Origin of the sequence: Xanthomonas hortorum, assembly GCF_024339125.1 — a bacterium.
Taxonomy (GTDB): domain Bacteria; phylum Pseudomonadota; class Gammaproteobacteria; order Xanthomonadales; family Xanthomonadaceae; genus Xanthomonas; species Xanthomonas hortorum.
The window spans coordinates 5,375,947-5,392,726 of sequence record NZ_CP101417.1 but is presented as its reverse complement, the minus strand read 5'-3'; the positions used below and the strand labels follow the sequence as shown (position 1 = coordinate 5,392,726).

General features: G+C 65.2%; 13 protein-coding genes. 9 read left to right on the top strand and 4 right to left on the bottom strand.

Translation table 11 applies throughout. The features are described from left to right. Positions 1 to 16 precede the first annotated feature (16 nt). Positions 17 to 775 (bottom strand): trehalose-phosphatase, encoded by a 759-nt coding sequence (gene otsB / locus NMB96_RS23115; protein ID WP_023904887.1) that lies wholly within the window; start codon positions 773 to 775, stop codon positions 17 to 19. A 200-nt stretch (positions 776 to 975) separates the two neighbouring features. Beyond that, positions 976 to 3,411 carry a TonB-dependent receptor plug domain-containing protein gene (locus NMB96_RS23110; RefSeq protein ID WP_183086677.1) on the bottom strand — a complete coding sequence of 812 codons (2,436 nt, stop codon included), beginning with the start codon at positions 3,409 to 3,411 and terminating at the stop codon, positions 976 to 978. A 227-nt stretch (positions 3,412 to 3,638) separates the two neighbouring features. Between NMB96_RS23110 and NMB96_RS23105 the strand changes: the two genes are divergently transcribed. From NMB96_RS23105 to NMB96_RS23085, 5 genes are all read left to right on the top strand, one after another. After that, positions 3,639 to 4,112 carry a DUF3574 domain-containing protein gene (locus tag NMB96_RS23105; RefSeq protein ID WP_006448806.1) on the top strand — a complete coding sequence of 158 codons (474 nt, stop codon included), beginning with the start codon at positions 3,639 to 3,641 and terminating at the stop codon, positions 4,110 to 4,112. Between the two features lie 11 nt (positions 4,113 to 4,123). Next, complete coding sequence (locus NMB96_RS23100) at positions 4,124 to 5,008, top strand: FG-GAP repeat protein (protein WP_023904884.1); 885 nt, start codon at positions 4,124 to 4,126, stop codon at positions 5,006 to 5,008. Positions 5,009 to 5,155: 147 nt separating this feature from the next. Further along, positions 5,156 to 6,757, top strand: coding sequence for a SulP family inorganic anion transporter (locus NMB96_RS23095; RefSeq protein ID WP_023904883.1), 1,602 nt, complete (start codon positions 5,156 to 5,158; stop codon positions 6,755 to 6,757). Then, a complete protein-coding gene (locus NMB96_RS23090) occupies positions 6,754 to 7,923 on the top strand; it encodes a lysozyme inhibitor LprI family protein (RefSeq protein ID WP_023904882.1) in 1,170 nt (389 codons plus the stop codon). Before NMB96_RS23095 ends, NMB96_RS23090 begins: the two co-directional genes overlap by 4 nt. A 750-nt stretch (positions 7,924 to 8,673) precedes the next feature. Then, positions 8,674 to 9,489 (top strand): DUF3014 domain-containing protein, encoded by an 816-nt coding sequence (locus tag NMB96_RS23085; RefSeq protein WP_023904881.1) that lies wholly within the window; start codon positions 8,674 to 8,676, stop codon positions 9,487 to 9,489. Between the two features lie 140 nt (positions 9,490 to 9,629). Here the strand turns inward: NMB96_RS23085 and NMB96_RS23080 are convergent, their stop codons facing one another. Both NMB96_RS23080 and NMB96_RS23075 read right to left on the bottom strand, forming a co-directional pair. Then, complete coding sequence (locus NMB96_RS23080) at positions 9,630 to 10,337, bottom strand: glutathione S-transferase (RefSeq protein ID WP_023904880.1); 708 nt, start codon at positions 10,335 to 10,337, stop codon at positions 9,630 to 9,632. Positions 10,338 to 10,382: 45 nt separating this feature from the next. Further along, positions 10,383 to 10,691 carry a GIY-YIG nuclease family protein gene (locus NMB96_RS23075; protein WP_043889387.1) on the bottom strand — a complete coding sequence of 103 codons (309 nt, stop codon included), beginning with the start codon at positions 10,689 to 10,691 and terminating at the stop codon, positions 10,383 to 10,385. Between the two features lie 273 nt (positions 10,692 to 10,964). On the opposite strand from NMB96_RS23075, the gene NMB96_RS23070 reads away from it, so the two are divergent. The 4 genes from NMB96_RS23070 to NMB96_RS23055 all read left to right on the top strand — a co-directional run bounded on the left by NMB96_RS23070 (position 10,965) and on the right by NMB96_RS23055 (position 16,665). After that, the gene (locus NMB96_RS23070; RefSeq protein ID WP_255085835.1) at positions 10,965 to 13,220 is read left to right on the top strand and encodes a TonB-dependent receptor; all 2,256 of its coding nucleotides are present in this window, start codon (positions 10,965 to 10,967) and stop codon (positions 13,218 to 13,220) included. A 64-nt stretch (positions 13,221 to 13,284) separates the two neighbouring features. Then, a complete protein-coding gene (locus NMB96_RS23065; RefSeq protein ID WP_176338887.1) occupies positions 13,285 to 14,613 on the top strand; it encodes an LLM class flavin-dependent oxidoreductase in 1,329 nt (442 codons plus the stop codon). Positions 14,614 to 14,629: 16 nt separating this feature from the next. Next, a complete protein-coding gene (gene mgrA, locus NMB96_RS23060; RefSeq protein WP_023904876.1) occupies positions 14,630 to 15,670 on the top strand; it encodes an L-glyceraldehyde 3-phosphate reductase in 1,041 nt (346 codons plus the stop codon). Between the two features lie 11 nt (positions 15,671 to 15,681). Beyond that, the gene (locus NMB96_RS23055) at positions 15,682 to 16,665 is read left to right on the top strand and encodes a sulfonate ABC transporter substrate-binding protein (protein WP_023904875.1); all 984 of its coding nucleotides are present in this window, start codon (positions 15,682 to 15,684) and stop codon (positions 16,663 to 16,665) included. Positions 16,666 to 16,780 lie beyond the last annotated feature (115 nt).

Here is a 16,780-nt window from a genome sequence, read left to right as displayed (position 1 = left end):
GGAAGGCGCGCGGCTCTCAGGCTGGGCGCGCGTTGCGTTGCAACCACGCATGCACATCGGCAGTGCCAGCGACGCGGAAGCGCGCGCTGGTCTGCGCGCGATCGCCGACCAGCACGCTCCAGCCGCCGAGGCGATTGGCAGCTTCGAAGCCGAATTCATCGGTGAGGTCGTCGCCGACGAACACCGGTGTGCGGCCGGCGAATGCGCCGTGCTGCATCAGTTGTTCGACCGCCAGGCCCTTGTTGCTGCCTTCGGGAACGAATTCCACGACGTGGTCGCCAGGCTGCAGGCGATAGCCGGAAAGTTGTGCGATTTCCTGTTGCGCGAAGGCCAGCACATCTGGGCCGGCGAGCGGCTGTGCGCGCCAATGCAGCGCAACGCTGACGCCTTTGTCTTCGACCAGCACGCCGGGGTGTTGATGCGTGAGTGCGGCGGCGCGCTGATGCAAGCCGTGCAGCCATTCGGAGGTGTCTTGCGGCATCGCGGCGCGTGCGGCGATATCGCTGCGTAGCTCATGGCCGTGCAGGCCGGCAGCCGGGAGCAGCAGCGGCGCGAACAATGCGTCCAGTTGCGAGAGCGGTCGCCCGCTGACCAGTGCGACTGCGCCATGCAGGCGGTCGCTTAGGCGGCCGATGGCCTCGCGGACCTCGGGCAAGAGCCGCACAGCCTCTGGGCTGTCGGCAAAGTCGATGAGGGTACCGTCCACGTCCAGAAACAATGCGCAGGCATCGTCCAGCAATGGCGGCGACGGAAGGGGGGAATGCACGTCTGCCATCGCGCTAGTGTGCGCAAAGCGGTGTGATATTCAGGTTATGCACTAGCGGGTGCGGTCCCTTCTCCCCTCGGGAGAAGGTGCCCCGCAGGGGCGGATGAGGGTACGAGCGAAGCCTCGTGCGGTTGTACCTACACGAGAGCTTCGCCCCGTACCCTCACCCCAACCCCTCTCCCGAGGGGAGAGGGGCTTAAAGCTTGCACTCAGAAGCTATACCGCACCCGCCCATACCAGTACGCGCCATTGCTGCCGATCGGCGAGAGCACGTCGTAGGGCAGGTTGCCGAAGTAGGCGATGTCGTCGATGGAGCGGTCCGAGTAGTTGTCCAGGATGTTCTGGCCACCGATCGCCAGGGTCCACTGTGTGCCCAGGTGGTACTCGGCCTCCAGATCCAGCTGCCATTCGGCACCATAGGTCTGGCGTGGCACGAAGCCGCCGCCGAAATCGAACACGCGCGTTGCGCTGCCATAGCGGTTGACGCGCGTCTGCAGGTTCCAGTGCTCGTTGTTCCAGTTGGCCGCCAGTGCGGCGCGTGTGCGTGGCGCGGCATCGGTGAGCGTGTTGCTCTCTTCCACGCCGAACAGCACGTAGTCCGGGTTCAGTGCCAGCAGCTGCGCCGGGGTGCCGATGACGTTTTTCAACTCGGTCTTGGCGTAGCTGTAAGTGCCGGTCAGCAGCAGGTCGCCGCCGAAGGCATATTGGCGCCAGTTGCCGACCAGCTCGGCGCCACGGGTGCGGGTGTCGGCGGCGTTGAGGAAGTAGCTGGCGCTCTGCACGCCGGTGACGCCGAAGTTCTGCTGCACAAAATCCGTCAACGTGTCGCCGGTGATGTCTTCGGACAGCGCGATGCGGTCGTCGATGTCGATCTGGAAGAAGTCCAGCGACAGGTCGAAGTGATCGCCCAGCTTGCTGGTGAAACCCAGGCTGTAATTGAGCGACTTTTCCGGCTTCAGGTCGGTGGCGCCGAGCGCGCCTGCGATCGGGTTGTTGACCGACAGCAGGCGGCCCTGGGTCAGGCGACCGGCGGCGTCGTAGCCGGTGGAGGTGGCTTCGTAGCCGATCTGGCTGAGCGAGGGCGCACGCACGTTGTTGGAAATTGCGCCACGCAGCGCGAACGCCGGGGCGAACGCATAACGCGCCGCCAGCTTGCCGGTCCACTGGCTGCCGAAATCCTGGTAATGCTCGTAACGGCCGGCCAGGTCGGTGGAGAATTTGTCGCCGAACTGGCTGGACACGTTGGCGTAGGCGCTGGCCACATTGCGCGACAGATCGGCCTCGTCCTGCGGTGTGAGGCCGCCGCCGGCTTGCGAGCCGGTGGGACGATCGGTGAACGGGCCGGCCGCATAGCTGGCCGGATCGCCGGCGTGGGTGCGGTATTGCTCGCGGCGGAATTCGGCACCGGTGCCGAAGGTATGGGTGGCCCCGGCGGCATCGAACACGCGGGTCAGATCCAGATTGCCCACGGTTTGCGCGAAGGCGAAATCGCCGGTCTTGAAGCGGGTGGTGCTGCCCGGGCCGAGCGAGGCGTTGAGCGAGTTGCGCAACCGGTAGGTGAAGTCGTTGCGGCCGTAGTTGACGCTGGCGTCGTAGTCCCAGTTGCCGAGCTGCCCACGGGCGCCGGCGACGATCTGCAGGTCGCGATTCTCGCCTTCGGAAATCGGGCGGTAGCCGTTGGGGTAGATCTCACGCCAGTTGGCGCTGCCATCCGGGTAGCGGAAGTAGTTGGCGCCTTCGGTGTCGCGCTGGTTGTAGGTGCCGAAGGCGTAGAACTCGCCGTTGGCGCTGAAGGGAATCTTGGTGTTGAGCCAGGCGTTCAGGCCTTTGGTGGCGCCGTCGCCGAGCACGTAATTGCGTTGGCCAGCCAGCGCCAGATTGGCCGGGGTCTGTTCTTCGAACGAGGGAATCTGATCGAAGCCGGCGCGGTTGGTGGCCTCGCGATTCTTCAGCTCCAGGCCCACCTTGAAAAAGCCGCCGTCATCGCCGAGCAGGCTGCCGACCTTGGCGCTGGCGTAGCTGGTCTGGCCGTCGGTGACGCGGCGATTGATCGGCTCCACATCGGTGTTGTAGGCGCCGAAGCTGGCTTCCAGCTCGCCGCGCTCGGGGTTGTCGTCCAGGATCACGTTGATGACGCCGGCAATGGCATCGGAGCCGTATTGCGCGCCGGCACCGTCGCGCAGCACTTCGATGCGCTTGATCGCGTTGATCGGGATGGAATTGAAATCCACCGGCGTGGTGCCCTTGCCGATCTTGCTGTCGGTATTGACCAGCGCCGAGGTGTGGCGGCGCTTGCCGTTGACCAGCACCAGCACCTGGTCGGGCGAGAGTCCGCGCAACTGCGCGGCGCGGATGTGGTCGGCGCCACCGGAGTTGGACTGGCGCGGGAAATTGAACGAGGGCAGCAGCGCCTGCAGCGCGCTGCCGAGCTCGCCGTTGACCACGCCGGCCTTGCGGATGTCTTCGGCGGTGAGCACGTCCACCGGCACGGTCGATTCCAGCACGGTGCGGTCGCTGGCACGGGTGCCAGTGACGATCACCGTGTCCAGCGTGGGGGCGCCGGGGGCGGCCTGCTGGGCCTGCGCGTTGGCGCTCAACACGGCGGCGACGGCCAGGCCGATAGCCGAAAGGGTGGGGCGGGTCATTTCTCTCTCCTGCGACAGCAACTGCGAACGCGCCGCGCGGTCGGCATCCGGCCGGGCTGGGGCGCAAAGGGGTCGGATCGTCCACATTCATCCGGATGGAGAGATGTTATCGCGTTGTTCAGACGCGTGCGAGATGGCACAGTGCGCGCACGCCGGCATCAGCTAATGCCCGGCCTGCATGAGCCTGCCCAATACGCGTTGTAAAAATATCCGTTGTGGAGAAGTCGATGAAGTTGCTGCCGTCCTGCCTGCTTGCCGCCATGTTGGCGTTGTCCGCCTGCGCCACCACTCCCGGCGGCGCGCCGGGCTCGACCACTGCCAGCCTGCAAGGAGATGCGGCGCGGCCCGCGACGGCCCGCGGCTGGGTGCGCAGCGAGCTGTACTTTGGCGTGGGCGAGGAAACCGGCCCGGCCGATCGCCCGCAGACCCGCACTATCGACGAGACCCAGTGGCGCGCGTTCCTGGACAAGGAAGTGACGCCGCGCTTCCCGGATGGGCTGACCGTGTTCGACGCCTACGGCCAGTGGCTGTTTCGCGGTGCCAAGGAGCCGAACCGGCTGGGCACCAAGGTGCTGGTGATCCTGCACGAGGACAGCCCGCAGCGGCGCAACGACATCGAGGCGATCCGCCTGGCCTGGAAGCAGGCCACCGGCCACCAGTCGGTGCTGTGGTCGCGGCAGGCGGTTGAGGTGTCGTTCTGAGTCTGCTGACCATGCGCCTTGAACCTCTGCGCCGAATGCATGTGAGGGCTGCGCGCGCGCTGTTATTCGCCGCGCTTGGCGGGCTGTCGTTCGCGTCCTTGGCACGCGACACCAGCGTGCAGGTGCAGATCGACGCGCACACGCGTGCCACCGCCACACTGGTCGGCACACGCCTGCAGGTGGTGTTTAGCCCAGGCGGCAAGGAGCAATGGTTCGACGCGAACGTGGACGACGGCGAAGGCGGCACCGGCGTGGACAGCGACGACTACAACTTCGACGGGCATCCGGATCTTGCGGTGTCGGCGATGCTCGGCCAGGTCAACGAGGCGGTGCTGGTGTTTGTGTTCGATCCGGCGCAACGCCGCTTTCGTGCGCTGACCGCGCCCACGCGCCCGGCGGTGCAATGCGAAGGTTTCTTCAACCTCACGCCCGACAAGCAGCAGCGCAGCTTGACCAGCTCCTGCCGCAGCGGGCCGATGTGGTACGCCGACGTCTATCGCTACGCTGCCGATGGGCGCCTGTATGTGGCCAGGACGCAGCAGCCGATCGCCTCGCCCGACATTCAGACCTTGCTGGATCCAGGCACCGACGATGGCATGCCGCTCTCGGTGTGGCCGCGTTACGACGTGCGCGGGGCGAAGGTTTCAAGCGAGATCGGCACGACGCTGGAGGCACCCATGCCGGTGCAGCTGCGTGTGCAGGTGGCGCGCCTGCCGCTGTACGCCACGCCTACTTCGACCAGCACCAAGCGCTATCTGGTGCAGGGCGATCGGGCCGACGCGCTGGATGTCAGCGCCGATGCCACGCGCGTGCAGGTGCGCTATCGCAGTGCCGGCCGCAGCGACAGCGTCGGCTGGATCGAGGTCGCTGCGGCGATGCAGGAGCGGACGCAGTAGCGCCTGTAGGCGTCAGCGTACCGGCAAGCGCCGGACGGGCGCGCCCTTGCATCGGCCAGCGCAACGACACGCTCTGATCCATCGCGCCGCTGTCGCGCATGCGGGGCAGCGGCTACCATCGGCCGATCCCCACGCTTCCTGGCTCCCATGTCGGCCTCTTCCTCGCGTACTGCGGCATCGCCGCGCTGGTTCGTCGCCGGCGACCTCAATGGCTTCTTCGGCCTGGTCGTCGACAATCTCTCCATCCTCGGCTTCATCGCGATGGCGCTCATCGGGATATTCCAGTTTCCCGCTGACGTGATATTCGAACGCATGTTTCCTGGCACCGCGTTCGGCGTGCTGGTTGGCAATTTGCTCTACACCTTGATGGCGCGGCGGCTGGCCGCACGCAGCGGGCGCGACGACGTCACCGCGATGCCGCTGGGCCTGGATGCGCCCACCAGCATCGGCATGGCATTGCTGGTGCTCGGCCCGGCGTTTGTCGGCTTCAAGGCGCAGGGGCTGGATCCGCAAGCGGCCGCCATCGCCACCTGGAAACTCGGCATGGCCTCGCTGGTGGTGATGGGCCTGCTCAAGCTGGTGCTGTCGTTTGCTGGCGAGGCGGTCACGCGTGCGCTGCCGCGTGCGGCGCTGCTCGGTTCGATCGCGGGCATCGCGCTGGTGCTGATGGGCTTGCTGCCGCTGCTGGAAACGCTGCGTTCGCCGGTGGCCGGCTTTGTCACCTTGGGCCTGCTGTTGTACGTGCTGCTGGCCAAGGGCCGGTTGCCGACCAAGTTGCCGGGTGTGCTGGTCGCCTTCGTCATCGGCACCGCGTTGTATTACGGGCTGGGACTGGCCGGACTCGGTGCGCCGGGTTTTGCAGTGCCGGACTGGGCGACGCCGAAGATCGTGTTGCCGCTGCCGAACCTGGGTTTTATCGAAGGCCTGTCGGCCACGGTGGCGTACCTGCCGTTGCTGCTGCCGTTCGGTCTGTTGATGGTGGTGGGTGGCATCAATGTCAGCGAGAGCGCACGCGCTGCGGGCGATGACTACCGCACCCGCGACATTCTGCTGGTGGAAGCCTTCGCCACACTGGTCGCAGGCGTCTGCGGCGGCGTGGCGCAGACCACGCCGTACATCGGCCAGCCGGCGTACAAGCATATGGGCGCGCGTTCGGGCTATACGTTGCTGACTGGCTTATTCGTCGGTATTGGCGGCATGCTGGGTGTGATCAGCGGGCTGGTGCAATGGGTGCCGCTGGCGGTGCTGGCACCGATCATCGTGTACGTGTCGATCGACATCACCACGCAGGCGTTTCAGGCCACGCCCAAGCATCACGCGGGCGCGATGGTGTTGGGCTTTCTGCCTTCGGTGGCGTACCTGCTGACCATCAAGGCGCCGGGCTGGATTCCGCCGGAGCAATTGGTTGCGCTGACCACCAAGCTCGATGGTCACGGCCTGCCGGAGCTGGCGGTGATCTTCGCGCTGGGCAATGGTTTCATCATCACCGCGATGCTGTGGATCGCCGCGGTGGCGGCGATGATCGATGGCCGGCTGCGACGCGGTGCGGTGTTTCTGCTGGTGGCCGCTGGCCTGACGTTGTTCGGCCTGATCCATTCGGTGGACCCGCGCGGCGGCATCTATCTGCCGTGGTCGCTGCAAGGGTTGGCGCGGGTGATCAGCTGGCAGTTCGTCGGTGCCTATGTCGCGCTGGCGTTGACCTTGCTGCTGCTGTCGTTGCTGCCTGCACGCAAGGAGGCGTTGCAATGAACTATCGCTCGGCTGCGATGCGGACAGTGGTTGGTGGCGCCCTGTTGCTGGGTGCAAGCGGTGCCTGGGCGGCCTCGTTCGATTGCAAGCAGGCGAGCACTGCGGTCGAAAAACGGCTGTGTGCGGTGCCGGCGCTCGGTAATCTGGACGATCAGTTGGACGAGTCCTATCGGGCGTTGGTGGAGACCACGCCGCGCAGTTCGGTGGCGAGCGTGCGCGATCAGCAACGGGCGTGGCTGCGGCAGCGCAATGCCTGCGCGCAGGACGCCAAGCTGGACGATTGCCTGCAGCGCTCATTGAAGGGCAGAGCCGATGTGCTGGCCAAGGCGCTGACTGCACAGCAACAGGCACTGGATCGCATCATTGCCAGCATTCCCACGGCGCCTGCCGACGCGGCGCGCCAGTTACAGGGCTACGACACGCCGCTGGCCTCGGCGTGGCTGGCTTACTTGCATCAGTTCGTGCCTGCGGCGGGGCTGGATGCGGCGCTGGCTAATGCGCGGTTCGAGAGTGCGCGTAAGGCATTGCGCAAGGTCGACACGTTTGCGGCCTCGTTGCTCGACGATGTGGATGGCATGCCTGCCATGCAGGCACCAGAACGCGTCTTGACGTTGCTACGCTTGTGGATCGAGCGCGACGACAGCGATCAGCGTCCTTATGTGCATTGCTTCATCTTCGCTGCGGTGGGTGAGCCGGCATACGATGCGTTCGGCTCGCTGTATGGGTCGACACGCGACGGGTTCGCGCCGATCTGCAAGCCGCCGGGCGGTTTGTTTGCATTGGCCAGCTGGAAGCAGCTGGATGCGGGCTTTGCCGGGTTGATCGAGGCCTTGAGCAAGGATGCCGGCACCATTCGCTACGCGAGTTACGCCGAGTGGAAAATCATCGCGCTACGCGCGTCGGTGTCGCCGTTGTTGTATCTGACGCCTGCACTGCGCAAGAGCTACGGCGACGATCCGGACAAGGCGATTGCGGCCTGGAACGGGGAAGACAGCGATTGGCCGGCGGCGCAACGCAAGGCCGTGCGTGCGCTGTTGCCGAAGGTGCGTGCCGATACGGCAGCATGGCTGGTGCGCGAGAAGCGCCTGCCTGCGAAACAGGCCGATGAGGTCGCCGCCGCCATCGTGGCGGCTTGGGTGAATGCGCGGTTGGATTTCGCAAGCTGAGCGCGGCGGGCACACCTACTTCGCGGGTATGAGACGGCTGGCGTTGTTGCTTGATGCGGCAACGCCGGGTGTCCTGGTCTGAGACTAGATAATGTGGATAAGCCGAAGCCGAAGCCTGCGGTCTGCGGCTTGGCTGGAGGGCCCTTGCCCGCCCACCATCGCGGGACACGCCGCAAGTACGTCCGTGTAGGCTCTTACGCGGCATCCATGCCGCGTAAGGTCCCGCGACGGTGGGCGGGCAAGGACCAGTCGAGATGGTCGGTGTGCATGGTTGCGAGCGGTGCATTCGTGCGTTGTTTGGCTAATCTCCGCGTCCGATCAGCTTCCCAAGGCAAGCCAAGTGATAGGCAAGCTTTCAGCAAAGCAGCCAGCAAACTGTCTGGTGCGGTGTCCTCACCGATTGCGGGACCGTGTGGCGGCATGGATGCCGCCACCGAGCCTACATGGACGTACTTGCGGCGTGTCCCGCGAGCGGTGAGGGCATCGCGCCCTCGACCCACCGAGCTTTTGACTGCCTCAAACTTCGCTGCGGGCGTTATCTGTTCGCAATGAGGATGATGGTTACGGGCATGTCGTTGTCGCTTGCAGCGTAAGAGCCAGCGTTTGCTTCCACAGACAGCGAACCTCGCGTGCAAACGCTCCAGCTTGATGCACGCAGCCTGCTGGATAGCGTCATCGCCACATATCGATGGAACCACCGCGCCATCTCATGGTCACACCATGGATGTTGTCGATGTAAGGAGTTTCACGATGCAATCGAAGTCTTCGCGTTGGCCGTGGCTGCTGGCGGTGCCAATCGTGGCCGGTGCCGCCTGGTGGCTGTTTGGCGGGTCATCCACTCCGCCGGGCGCGTTGCCTGCGCCGATCAGCCAGACCGCAAGCGCTGTGGCAGCCGCTGTGACTCCCGCGCCGCCCGTGCCGGCCGGGCCGCGGCATCCGGTGCAGGCGCCCTCGGCCGATGCCGCCGACGCTGCGATTCCTGCGCTGGCGCAGAGCGATGCGGCTGCTTGGCAGGCATTGCTGGACCTGGTGCAGGACGATGGCGCGTTGTCGATCGTGGTGCGCAAGCATCTGATCGAGCGTGTTGTGGTGATGATCGACAATCTGACCCAGCCCAGCATCAGCCGCCGTGTCTCGGTGCTGCAGCCGGTGCCTGGTGAGTTGCAGGTCGCCGATGCCGCTGGCGCTGTTGTGATCGATCAGGCCAATGCGGTGCGTTATGCGCCTTACGTTGCGGCATTCACACAGGTGGATGCGCAGGCGTTGGTGCGCAGTTATGTGCGTTTCTACCCGCTGTTTCAGCAGGCATATGCCGATCTCGGCGCGCCGGATCGTTACTTCAACGACCGCGTGATCGATGTGATCGATCATCTGTTACGCACGCCGGATCCGGCGCAACCGATCAAGGTGCAGCGCGACGAGCGTGGCCGCTATCGCTTTGTCGATCCTGCGCTGGAAGCGCTGTCGGTCGGGCAAAAAGCCGTGTTGCGGCTGGGGCCGACGCAGGCCGCTGCGGTGAAAGTGCAGTTGCAGCGAATTCGGACGGCATTGCTGCAGGGACGTTGAGGCGGCTTGCGATCGACGCAAGCATGAGGCCGCACTGAGTGCGGCCTTGCACGCTGCAGTGGCATGCATCCGGTGTCGGCATCGGAGCAGGTAATTTCGGTGCTGCTTGCGATGCGATGCAGGAGACGCAGTCGTATCGATTACGCCGCATCCAGCTCCGGATAGTGGCGAAAAATGCCGTTGGTGTTGAACGCCACACGTCGCTCGGATGCGAGATAGGCGGCAATCCGCGGACGCTCGGCCACGCGCTGCTGCAAGGCCTTGAGGCCGGGCAGATCGGTCGACAGCGTTGCCATGCGCTTGGGAAACATGTATTCCAGCCCGCTGATCAGCTGAAACAGCGACAGGTCCACATACGAGTGCGTGCCCAGTACATGGATGCCGCCGGCCTGCTGCAGCACCTGTTCGAAGTAGCCCAGGAACTTGGGCAGGCGGTTGTCGCGCAGGTCCTTGGCACGCTTGGCCGCTTCGGCTTTCTGGTCTTCGTAATACAGCCCGGTGGCGATCGGATGATGGGTATCGTGCACTTCGGCCACCAGGTCGGTGATGGTCAGCTGCAATTGCAATGCCTGGATGCGTAGTGCATCCGATTCCGGTGCCAGCTTCAGTTGCGGCCCAATGAAATGCAGGATCGCTGCGACCTGCGCAACCACCGTGTCGCCGGCCTTGAGGAAGGGCGGTGCGAACGGCTGGGCGCCGGCTTGGTGACCTTCCAGAAAGGCATTCATCACGTCATCGCCTTCCACGCGCGCCACGTCGGTGTAGTCGGCGCCGGCATCTTCCAGTGCGAGGCGGACGAATTCGCCGCGGCCTTGCAGGCCGGTCCAGTAGTAGAGCTGATAGTGCATGCGCTGCTCCGCGATTGATGGCGGTGCAGCGTAGAAAACACACGGCTAGGCGGGCGTGATCGATGCGTCAGTGAGCTGTGACTCGGCGCCGCCGTGCGCTTGCGCCAGCAACCAGGCCAGCTTGCGCGCGCGCGGTTGCTGCTTGAGCTGCCACTCTGCGCGCGAGGCGGCGGAGCGGTCCGCATACGGGTGGCTGGCAAGCACTTCCAGCGGCGGATTCGCGCGCGTGTAGCGCGCGCCGGTGCCACGCAGATGCGCCTGGAAGCGCCGCTCCAGATCGTTGGTGATGCCGGCGTAATAGCTGCCGTTGCGACACAGCAGCAGGTAGAGGTGCCAGGGCTTGGGTGCATCCATGGAGCCATTATCGCCACTGGCTCGATGTTGTGCACCGGGGGTCTTCGAGCGCGCTTGGCGCTGGCTATCCGCACGCACTGCGGTGCGTGAGTGAATAACCACCTAAACATTGGTTATTTGACGCTCGCGGCAGCTGCAAACAGCATGCGCTATTGCATTGCACTGCCTTCTCGGCCTGCGCTGCGCCCTGTTCGCCGTGCGTGCACGGCGCTCTCGAACAACCGAAATCCACAAGCGCTGCGACAAGACAGCCGACGCCACGAAAGGACATACATGCCCGCGCGACACCGGACCCCTGCAAGGATCTCTGCTGCTTCGAAATGGTTGGCTAAGCCGCAGGTGTTGGCATGGAGTCTGGCGTGGGCATGTACGCCGGTGCTTGCCGATGAAGTGAGTGAGGCGGCTGCAACGCCGGACCGCGCCGCGCAGACCTTGGGCGCGGTGACGGTGACCGCCACACGCCGCGAAACCACCTTGCAGCAAGTGCCGGTGGCCGTGTCGGTGGTGCAGGGCGAAACGTTGGAGCGCGAAAACCGCAACAGCGTGGCCGACCTGCCGGCGCTGGTGCCCAGCCTGACCTTTCGCACCGGCGCCTCCAACAAGGACACCTCGTTGTTCCTGCGTGGCGTGGGTACCATCTCCACCTCGCCGGGCGTCGAGCCCAGCGTAGCCACGGTGATCGACGGCGTGGTGCTGGGGCGTCCGGGCCAGGCCACGCTGGATCTGCTGGATGTCGAACGTATCGAAGTCCTACGCGGGCCACAGGGCACCTTGTTCGGCAAGAACGCCTCGGCCGGCGTGCTCAATATCGTCAGCAAGCCGGCGCCGGATGTCTTCGGCGGCTATGTGGATTACGCGCACTTCGGTGGCGGCGACGAAGACCGCGTGCGTGCCAGCGTGGGCGGCGCGCTGGTGCCGGAGGTACTCAAGGCCAGCGTGTCGGCGTTGTGGGCCGAATACGGCGGCAATGTGCGCAATGTGGCCGACGGCCAAACCGTCAATGGTTACCAGCGCTCCGGTGCGCGGCTGCGGCTGGATCTGACCCCGAACCCGAGCTTGAACGCAACGCTGCTCGCCGACTACCTGCAGTCGCGCAGCGACGCGCCCAGCGGTGTAGTGGTCGCCAGCACGCGTGCGGACTTCGCCGCAGCCCTTGCGCCAGTGATCGCCAGCGCCGACAACCGGCAGATCAACAGCGATTACCGCACGCATCTGGACGACACCAACAAGGGCGCCTCGCTACAGTTGGATCAGCACATCGGCGAGGCGCTGCTGACCTCGATCAGCGCGTGGCGGCAATGGGATAACACCCAGTTCCAGGATGGCGATCGCACTGCGCAACGCAGCGTGGCGTTTCCGTCCTCGCACGATCGTGGCGATCTTGGGTACACACAGTATTCGCAGGAAGTGCGCATCCAGACCCCGCGCGACCGTACAGTGGAAGCGGTCGCCGGACTGTATTACCTGCATGCGCGCAACGACGAAACCTATCGCCGCACGGTGACGACGCCCACCGCCAGCGACGTGGGTGTGGCCGATTACGGCACGCGTGCAGAAACGTATGCGGCGTTCGGCGAAGCGACCTGGCATTGGCGCCCGGATCTGCGTGCGTTGCTGGGCGCGCGCTTCACCCGCGACACGCTCGACTATCAACATCGGCGCGTGTCCAGTTCCGCAGCCGCAGTCACCGGCATCCAGCCCTCCACGGCCAGCAGTGGCAGCACCGCAGAAAACGGCGTGTCGGGCCGTGCAGGCCTGCAATACGATTTCGATGCGCAGACCACCGGCTACCTCACCTATTCGCGCGGCTACAAGGGCCCGGCCTACAACGTGTTCTTCAACATGCAGCCGCGCGATACGCCGGCGCTGAAGCCGGAGACCTCCAATGCCTGGGAACTCGGCTTGAAGGCGCGCGCCCTGGACGATCGCCTCAGTGCAAACGTCGCGTTGTTCCATACCGAGTACGCCAACTATCAGGCCAACTTTTTCGACACCGTGGCCGGGCAGGTGGTGACACGCTTGATCAACGCCGGGCAGGTGCGCACGCAAGGCCTGGAACTGGATCTGGAGTATCGGCCCACCGAGCGGCTCAGCCTGGCCGCATCGCTGGCCTACACGCAGGCGCGCATCCAGCGCTTTGCCTGCCCCGCCGCAGCAGCGGCCAACTGCAATGTCGATGGCAGGCCGCTGCCGTTTTCACCGGACTGGAAAGGCAATCTGCGCGCCGGTTATCGGGTGCCGTTACGCGGCAGTCTGGCGCTGGAATTCAATGGCGATGTGAGTTGGCAGGACAGCGTGCAGTACGACCTCAGCCAGACCCCGCAGACCATCCAGGGCCCGTATGCGATCTGGAATGCCAGCATCGCGCTGGCCGACGATGTGCATGGCTGGCGGGTGGCAGTGCTTGGCCGCAATCTCGGCGACCGCTCGTATGCACCGCTGCTGGCCAATGCCACCGGCAATGTATACCGGCTGGTGCCGCGCGACGATCAGCGCTATGTCGGGTTGCAGTTGCACAAGGATTTTTGAGCATGCGTGTGATGGTTTTGGATATCGATTTGTACAGTGCGGGCGCTACGCACGGTGGGCTGCAATGAGCGCCGTACGGCAGCTCTCGCTCGGTGCGTTTCTGATGGCCACCGGCCATCATGTGGCCGCATGGCGGCATCCGCACGCCAGTGCCGATCCGCTGGTGTTCGATCATTACCGGCAGATGGTGCGCATTGCCGAGGCCGCCAAGTTCGATGCGGTGTTCGTCGCCGACAGCCTGGCTGCGGCCGGCGGGCCGGTGGCATCGCGGATGGCGCGCTCCAGCCTGTTCGAGCCGCTCACGTTGCTCAGCGCGTTGGCGGTGGTGAGCGAGCGCATCGGGTTGATCGCCACCATGACCACCAGCTACAACGAGCCGTATCACGTGGCACGCAAGTTTGCCTCGCTGGATCATCTGTCCGGTGGGCGTGCCGGCTGGAATCTGGTCACCTCCGATGCCGCCGACGAGGCGCTGAATTTCAACCGCGATGCGCATTACGTGCATGCCGAGCGCTATGCGCGAGCGCGCGAATTTCAGCAAGTGGTCGCAGGGCTATGGGACAGCTGGGACGACGATGCCTTTATCGCCGACACTGCCGCTGGCGTGCACTACGATCCCGCACGGCTGCACGTGCTGGACCATCGCGGCCCGCATTTTCAGGTGCGCGGTCCGCTCAATATCGCGCGGGCGCCGCAGGGGCATCCGGTGCTGGTGCAGGCCGGCTCGTCCGAGCCAGGGCGTGCGCTGGCCGCCGAGACTGCCGAGGTGGTGTTCACCGCGCAGTCGTCGCTGGCCAAGGCGCAGGCGTTCTACGCCGACATCAAGGGGCGGCTGGAACAATTCGGGCGCTCGCGCGATGCATTGAAGGTGATGCCAGGCGTGTTCATCGTGGTTGGGCAAAGCCAGGCCGAAGCGCAGGAAAAGTTCGAGCAGTTTCAGGAGCTGGTGGAGCCTGACGTCGGCATCGCACTGCTGTCGCGCATGTTGGGCAACTTCGACCTGTCCGGCTACCCGCCAGATGGTCCGTTGCCGGAGTTGCCGCTAACCGAAACCGGGCAGCGCAGCCGCCAGCAGTTGTTCACCGAGTTGGCCGGGCAGGAGCAGTTGAGCATTGCCCAGCTCGGTCGGCGCATCGCGGGCGGGCGCGGGCATTACAGCCTGATCGGCACGCCCACGCAGATTGCCGATGAGTTGCAGGCCTGGTTCGAGCAAGACGCAGCCGATGGTTTCAACGTGCTGGTGCCGCATCTGCCCGGCGGCCTGGCCGATGTCGCCAATCACGTGGTGCCGGAGCTGCAGCGACGCGGGCTGTTCCGGCGTGACTATGCGGGGCGCACGTTGCGCGATCATCTGGGGCTGGCACGCCCCGCCAATCGCTTCAGCGCACGCTGATCTACCGGACATTCTGATGACCTATCTCGCACATCCCGATCGTTACGACCGTATCGCCTACCGCCGTGTCGGCCGCAGTGGCCTGGTGTTGCCGGCACTGTCGCTGGGCCTGTGGCACAACTTCGGCGACAGCACACCGATCGACACGCAGCGCGCCTTGCTGCGCACCGCGTTCGATCTGGGCATTACTCACTTCGATCTGGCCAACAACTACGGCCCGCCGTATGGCAGCGCGGAAATCAACTTCGGCCGCCTGCTGCGCGAGGATTTCAAGCCCTATCGCGACGAACTGATCATTTCCACCAAGGCCGGTTGGGACATGTGGCCGGGCCCGTACGGGCAGGGCGGCAGCTCGCGCAAATACCTGCTGTCCAGCCTGGATCAGAGCCTGCAGCGGCTGGGCGTGGACTACGTGGACATCTTCTACTCGCACCGCTTCGACGCGGACACACCGTTGGAAGAAACCGCCGGCGCATTGGCCAGCGCGGTGCAGCAGGGCAAGGCCTTGTATGTGGGCGTGTCGTCGTACTCGGCGGCGCGCACGCGCGAGATCGCGGCATTGCTGCGCGAGTGGAAGGTGCCGCTGCTGATCCATCAGCCGGCCTACAACCTGTTCAATCGCTGGGCCGAGCAGGAGTTGTTCGATGCCACGGACGAGGTGGGTGCCGGCGTGATCGCGTTCACCCCGTTGGCGCAGGGCTTGTTGACCGGCAAGTACCTCAATGGCGTGCCCAGCGATGCGCGGGTGAATCGTCCGGGTGGGCAGTCGCTGCGGCCGGAACATCTATCCGAGGACAATCTGCAGCGCGCACGCGGGCTGGATGCGATCGCACAGCGACGTGGGCAGAGTCTTGCGCAGTTGGCGTTGGCCTGGGTACTGCGCGATCCGCGCGTGAGCTCGGCCTTGCTGGGTGCCAGCCGCCCGGAGCAGTTGATCGAAAACGTCGCGGCCTTGCAGTCGCCTGCGTTCAGTGTCGACGAGTTGGCCGAGATCGATCGCTTTGCGGTCGAGGGTGGCGTCAACCTCTGGGAAAAACCGTCCACCGATTGGCAATGAGGAGGATTCCGATGCGCTACCGCTTTGTGTTTGTTGCGTTGCTGTTGTCCAGCATTGCGTGGCTGCAACCCACATGGGCGGCCGAGCCGGCACAGTTGCGTATCGGCTATCAAAAAGCGGTGTCGAGCCTGGTGCTGGCCAAGCAGCATCGTTTGCTGGAACAACGCTTCCCGCGCACCAAAATTACCTGGATCGAGTTTCCGGCCGGGCCGCAAATGCTGGAAGCCTTGAACGTGGGCAGCATCGACCTGGGCGGTGCCGGCGATATTCCGCCATTGTTCGCGCAGGCCGCCGGTGCCGATCTGGTGTATGTGGGCTGGGTGCCGCCCACGCCCAAGGCCGAGACCATTCTGGTGCCGGCCAAGAGCACACTGCGGCGCGTGGCCGATCTCAAGGGCAAGCGGGTTGCGTTTCAGAAAGGGTCGAGTGCGCACAACCTGTTGCTGCGGCTGTTGGCCAAGTCGGGCCTGAGCATGCGCGACATCACGCCGCTGTATCTGTCGCCGGCCAATGCACGCGCAGCCTTCGCTGCAGGGCAGGTGGATGCCTGGGCGATCTGGGACCCGTGGTATTCGGCATTGACGCTGGATGGCAGTGCGCGCCTGCTCGCCAACGGCGAAGGGCTTGGATTGACCGGCGGCTTCTTTCTGTCTTCGCGCCGCTATGCCACCGCGTGGGGCCCGTTCGTGCAGCAGGTGATGGGGCAGCTCAATCAGGCCGACGGGCTATTGGAACGCGATCGCGCCGGCAGCATTCGCGTGCTGGCGCAGGTGAGCGGGCTCTCGCCTGCGGTGGTCGAGCGCACGCTGGCCCATCGCCCGCCGGCCAGCGTGCAGCCGCTCAGCGCCGAGGTCATCAAGGCGCAGCAGGCGACTGCCGATCTGTTCTACGCACAGCGCCTGTTGCCCAAGCGGGTGCTGGTGGCACCTGCGGTGTGGCGTGCGCCGGCAGTTGCCGTTGCATCGCCGGCGGGCAAACAGGCGGCGGGCAAGTGATGCGCGGGACCAGAGATGCAAACGTAAGCTGGATTGGGAACGGGTGCCGGACCTCCGGAAACGTGCACATACGCGCTGTTGTTGCGATGCTTCGCCACATCATCAAGGTTCCGCA